The sequence below is a fragment of the Pseudomonas oryzihabitans genome (assembly GCF_032027545.1).
In the GTDB taxonomy this organism is placed as follows: Bacteria; Pseudomonadota; Gammaproteobacteria; order Pseudomonadales; family Pseudomonadaceae; genus Chryseomonas; species Chryseomonas oryzihabitans_F.
Genome location: NZ_JAVSJB010000052.1, coordinates 1 through 5,697, shown reverse-complemented (window position 1 = coordinate 5,697; position 5,697 = coordinate 1). Strand labels below are relative to the sequence as shown.

At 71.8% G+C, this 5,697-nt stretch carries 2 protein-coding genes; both read left to right on the top strand.

Annotated elements, in window-relative coordinates:
* On the top strand, positions 1-490 hold a 490-nt coding region (locus RND78_RS27400; protein ID WP_312733354.1), incomplete at its 5' end, for a phosphopantetheine-binding protein.
* Positions 487-5,697: non-ribosomal peptide synthetase (locus tag RND78_RS27395; protein WP_312733352.1), on the top strand; the 5,211-nt coding region annotated here is incomplete at its 3' end. The genes RND78_RS27400 and RND78_RS27395, both read left to right, overlap by 4 nt.

Here is a 5,697-nt window from a genome sequence, read left to right as displayed (position 1 = left end):
CGGCCTGCACCTGGTGGGCTACGTCACCGGCACGGCCAAGGTCGAGGACCTGCGCGGCTGGCTGCGCGAGGCGCTGCCGGACGTCATGGTGCCGGCGCAGCTGCTGGTGCTGGAGGCCATGCCGCTGTCGGCCAACGGCAAACTGGATCGCAAGGCCCTGCCGGAGCCCGGCTGGCAACCGCGGCTGCATCAGTCGCCCCGTACCGAGCTGGAAGCCCGCCTGGTGGCGATCTGGGAGGAAGTCTTCGCCAGCGCGCCCATCGGCGTCACCGACGACTTCTTCGAATTGGGCGGGCATTCCCTGCTGCTGACCCGCATCGGTCTGGCCATCCGTGAGCGCCTGGGCGTCGAACTGCCGTTCCAGCGGTTGTTCGAGGCCACCACGGTGGAACGTCTCGCCCTTGAATTGAGTACCGAATCCGGCACCGCGGCCCGCGACGAGCTGGCCCTGATGGACGACCTGCTGGACGAGTTGGAGAACCTGCAATGACCGATCTGCCCACGCCGGCCGCGCAACTGCGCGCCATCGCCGAGCGTCTCGCCGCGCTGCCCGAGGCGCGCCAACTCGACTTCCTGCGCCAGTTGCGGCAGAAGGGCGTACGCCTGGAGCGGCTGCCCATCGTGCGCCAGGCGACGACCTGTGCGCCCTTGTCGGCCGCCCAGCGCCGACTCTGGTTCCTCTGGCAGCTCGATCCCCAGAGCCCGGCCTACAACCTGCCCAGCGCCCTGCGCCTGCGCGGCTCCCTGGACAGGGCGGCCCTCGCCCGCACCTTCGCCGCCCTGGAGCGCCAGCACCCCAGTCTGAGGACCCTGTTCGAGACGGATGGCAACGCCGTCTGGCAACGCATCCGGCCGGCGGCCGAGGTCGCCCTCCAGGAGCTGTCGCTGACGGCCCCGGAAGGCGCGGCGCGGGAGAGCGAAGCCCGCGAGCGCCTGCTGGCCGCCGCCCTGCAACCCTTCGACCTGGCCAAGGGGCCGCTGCTGCGGGTGACCCTGGTGCGCCTGGCTGCCGACGATCACCTGCTGCTGATCAATGTGCACCACATCATCGCCGATGGCTGGTCCCTGGACCTGCTGCAACGGGACTTCGCCACCCTCTACGCCGCCTACAGCGCCGGCGCGGAGCCTCGGCTCGCGACGCCCCCCATCGACTACAGCGACCATGCGCGCTGGCAGTCCCTGTGGTTGGCGGCAGGCGAGGGCGAGCGGCAACTGGCCTTCTGGCGTGAGCACCTGGGCGACGGCGACCGCCCCCTGGCCCTGCCCACCGATCGACCGAGACCGCCGCAGCAGAGCTACCGGGGTGCCAGCCGCACGCTGACCCTGACCGCCGCCGAGGTGAAGGCGCTGCGCGAACTGGCGCGCGGCGCCGATGCCAGCCTGTTCATGGTGCTGCTGGCCGGCTTCAAGGCGGTGCTGGCGCGCTTCAGCGGCCAGGGCGACATCCGCGTCGGCATCCCGGTGGCCGGGCGCACGCGCAGCGAAACCCGCGAGGTGGTAGGTCTCTTCGTCAATACCCAGGTGCTGCACAGCGACCTGACGCCCCGGCAATCCTTCGCCGACCTGCTGGGCGCGCTCCGGCGTAACGTGCTGGCTGCCCAGGATCACCAGGACCTGCCCTTCGAACAGGTGGTGGATGCGCTCCGTCCGGAGCGCAGCCTGGCGCACAATCCCCTGTTCCAGGTGGCCTACAACCACCTGGCACGCCAGGCCCCGGCCGCTACGCTTGGCGAACTACGGCTGGAGCCGCTGGAACTAGACGGCGAGATCGCCAAGTTCGACCTGATGCTCACCACCGAGGAGCAGGGCGCGGACGTGCGCCTGGTGCTGGCCTACGCCACCGACCTGTTCGAGGCCGCCACCGCCGAACGCCTGCTGGAGCATCTACGACGCCTGCTGAGCGCCGCCTGCCGCGCGCCGCAGCGGGCGCTGGCCGACCTGGCGGAACTGCCGGCGGCCGAATGGTCGGCCTTGCAGGCCTGGAACGCCACCGCCGCACCGCTGCCCGACTGGACCCTTACCCGGGCTTTCGAGGCCCAGGTCCGGCGCACGCCGACGGCCAGCGCCGTGGTCGCTGGCGACGTGGCGCTGGATTACGCCACCCTCAATCAGCGGGCCAACCGCCTGGCACGTCTGCTGCGCGCCCGTGGCGTGGGCCCGGAGGTGGCGGTCGGGGTCGCCCTGGAGCGCACCCCCGAGTTGCTGGTGGCGCTGCTGGCGGTGCTCAAGGCCGGCGGCGCCTATGTCCCGCTGGACCCGGAATTCCCGGCTGAACGGCTGCGCCTGATGCTGGAGGACAGCCAGGCCGCGCTGCTGCTCACCCAGGCGTCGCTGCTGGAGGAACTGCCGGCCACGGCGACGCCGACCTGCTGCCTGGATCGCGACGCCGCGGCGCTGGCCGACCAGGCCGACACCGACCTGGCGTGGACGCCACGGGCCGAGGATCTCGCCTACGTCATCTACACCTCCGGCTCCACCGGCACGCCCAAGGGCGTGGCGGTACGCCACGGCGGGCTGGCCAACTTCCTCGCCAGCATGGCGCGGTCGCCGGGCCTGGCAGCGAGCGATCGCCTGCTCGGTCTCACCTCGCTGTCCTTCGACATCGCTGGCCTGGAGCTGTATCTGCCGCTGCTGGTGGGCGCGCGGGTGGTGCTGGTCTCGCGCCTCCAGGCGCGCGATCCGGAACTGCTGCTGGGCGAGATCCGGCGCCAGGGCGTCAGCGTGATCCAGGCGACCCCCTCGACCTGGCGCCTGCTGCTGGAGCACCCGGATTTCGCTCGCCTCGACGGCTGTCGCCTGCTCTGCGGCGGCGAAGCCCTGCCGGAGGAACTGGCTAACCGCCTGGCCAGCCAGGGCACGGCGCTGTGGAATCTCTATGGGCCGACCGAGACCACCATCTGGTCGGCGGCCTGTGCGGTGACGCCGGAGGGCCCGCCGAGTCTCGGCCAGCCGCTGGCCAATACCAGCCTCTGGGTGCTGGACGCGGCGCTCAATCCGGTCCCCCTGGGCGCCGCTGGCGAGCTCTATATCGGTGGCGCCGGCCTGGCCCGCGGCTACCAGGGGCGTCCCGGCCTGACCGCCGAGCGCTTCGTCGCCGATCCCTTCGGCCCGCCCGGGGCACGCCTGTATCGCACCGGCGATCTGGCGCGCTGGCGAGCGGACGGTCGCCTCGACTACCTGGGGCGGCTGGACCAGCAGGTCAAGATCCGCGGTCTGCGCATCGAGCTGGGCGAGATCGAAGCCTGTCTCAACGCCCTGCCGGGGGTACGCGAAGCCGCGGTGGTGGTGCGTCGCCAGGGCCAGGCGCAGCACCTGGTGGGTTACTGGGTGGATGCGGCGGTGGTCGACGATACCCGGCGCCAGGCGCTCAAGGCGGCCCTCGCCGAGCGCTTGCCGGACTACATGGTGCCGACGCAATGGGTGGCCCTGGCGCGCCTGCCACGCACGCCCAACGGCAAGCTCGATCGCCAGGCGCTGCCCGAACCGGAGTGGCAGGGGCGTGCCCTGCGCCTGCCACAGACACCGGCGGAAGTTGCCCTGGCCGCCATCTGGCAGCGGGTGCTGGGGGTGGAACAGGTCGGCCTGGACGACAACTTCTTCGAAAGCGGCGGCGACTCCATCGTCTCCATCCAGGTGGTCAGTCAGGCCCGCGAGGCCGGCTGGCGCCTGACCCCACGCCAGGTGTTCCAGCACCAGACGCTGGCCGCCCTGGCCGCGGCGGCGCAGCCAGTGGCCCAGGTGCCAGATCAGCCGCTGCCCAGCCAGGAAGAGGGCCTTGCGGCGGTGGTGGCGGCCGGACTGGACCCGGCGCTGTTCGAGCGGGTCGAGCCCCTCGGCCCGCTGCAGCTCGGTCTGCTCTACCAGGCGCTACTGGCCGGCGACGGCACCTACGTCAACCAGCTGCGCCTGGACGTCGGCGGGCTGGACGTAGCGGCCTTCACCGCCGCCTGGCAAGCGGCCCTGGAGCGCCATGCCAGTCTGCGCACGGCCTTCTTCTGGGAAGGACGCGAGACGCCGCTACAGGCCCAGCGCCGCCAGGTGGAACTGCCGCTGACCCTGCTCGACTGGCGCGACCGCTCCACCTGCGCGGCGGATCTGGAGCAACTCGCCGAGGACGACCGCCAACGCGGCTTCATCCTCGCTGAGGCGCCGCTGCTGCGGCTGACATTGGTACGTCGCGGCGACGACGAGCATCACCTCATCTATACCAACCACCACCTGCTGCTGGACGGCTGGAGCAACGCCCAACTGCTCGCCGAGGTACTCGAACAGTACAGCGGCGGCCAGCCCGCCGCGCCCCAGGGGCTGGCGGCCTACCGCGCCTGGCGCGCCGGCTACGCACCCGCCGCCGGGGAAGCCTTCTGGCGGGCGCAATTGGCCGGCCTGCCGGCGCCTACCCGGCTGGCGGCCAGCGCGCCCACGCTGGCGGCCGTAGGTGTCGCCCAGCTGCGCCTGGAACTGCCGGCCGCGGCCACCGCGGCCCTGGTGGCCTGTGCCCGGAGTCGCAAGGTCACCCTCAATACCCTGCTGCAGGCTGCCTGGACCCTGTTGCTGCAGCGCCATACCGGTCAGGCGACGGTCGCCTGCGGCGTGGTGCTGTCGGGCCGGCCAGCCGAGGTGCCGGGTATCCAGCGCCAGCTCGGGCTGTTCATCAATACCCTGCCGCTGATCGTCAGCCCGCCGGCCGCCCAGCCGCTCGGCGACTGGCTGCCGGCGCTGCAGGAACTCAACCTGGCGCTGCGCGAACACGAGCCGGTGCCCTTGCAGGACATCCAGCGCTGGGCGGGGCAGGGCAGTGACGGTCTGTTCGACACCCTGCTGGTCTTCGAGAACTATCCGATCGCCGCCGCCCTGGCCCAGGCACCCGCCACCCTGAGGTTCTCCGGGGTGCGCACCGCCGAACTCAACCATTATCCGCTGACCCTGATGGTCGGCCAGGGCGAGACCCTGAGGCTGAGGTTCGACTATCGCCTCAGCCATTTCAGCGCGCCCCAGGTCCAGGGTTTCGCCCGGCAACTGGACGGCCTGCTGCAACACCTGCCCGAGCTGCTCGACCAGCCGCTGGGCGAGCTGTGCCTGTTGGACGCCAGCGAACGCCAGGCCCAGGTCGAGGCGCGCAACCAGACCGCCGTGGCCTATCCGCGGACGCCGTTGCTGCCGGCGCTGCTGGCCGAGCAGGCGCGGCGCAGCCCCCAGGCCCTGGCCGTGGTCCAGGGCGCGCGGCGCCTGGACTACGCCGAATTCGACGCCGAGGCCAACCGCCTGGCGCACTGGCTGATCGCCCAGGGCGTGGGCCCCGACGTCCTGGTGGGGGTGGCCGCCGAGCGCTCGGTGGAGCTGGTGCTGGCCCTGGTGGCGGTGCTCAAGGCCGGCGGTGCCTACGTGCCGCTGGACCCGGATCATCCTGCCGAACGCCTGGCCTATCAGCTCGAAGACAGCCAGGTGCGGCTGCTGCTGACCCAAAGTCACCTGCAGGCCCGGCTGCCAACCACTAGCGTGCCCCAGTTGCTACTGGACGACCGCTCGGCCTGGCAGGACCAGCCGGCGCAGGCGCCCACCCCGGCGCTGCACGGCGAACACCTGGCCTATGTGCTCTACACCTCCGGCTCCACCGGCCGGCCCAAGGGGGCCGGCAATACCCAGGCGGCGCTGCTCAACCGCCTGCAGTGGATGCAGGAGGCGTTTCAACTGCGCGAT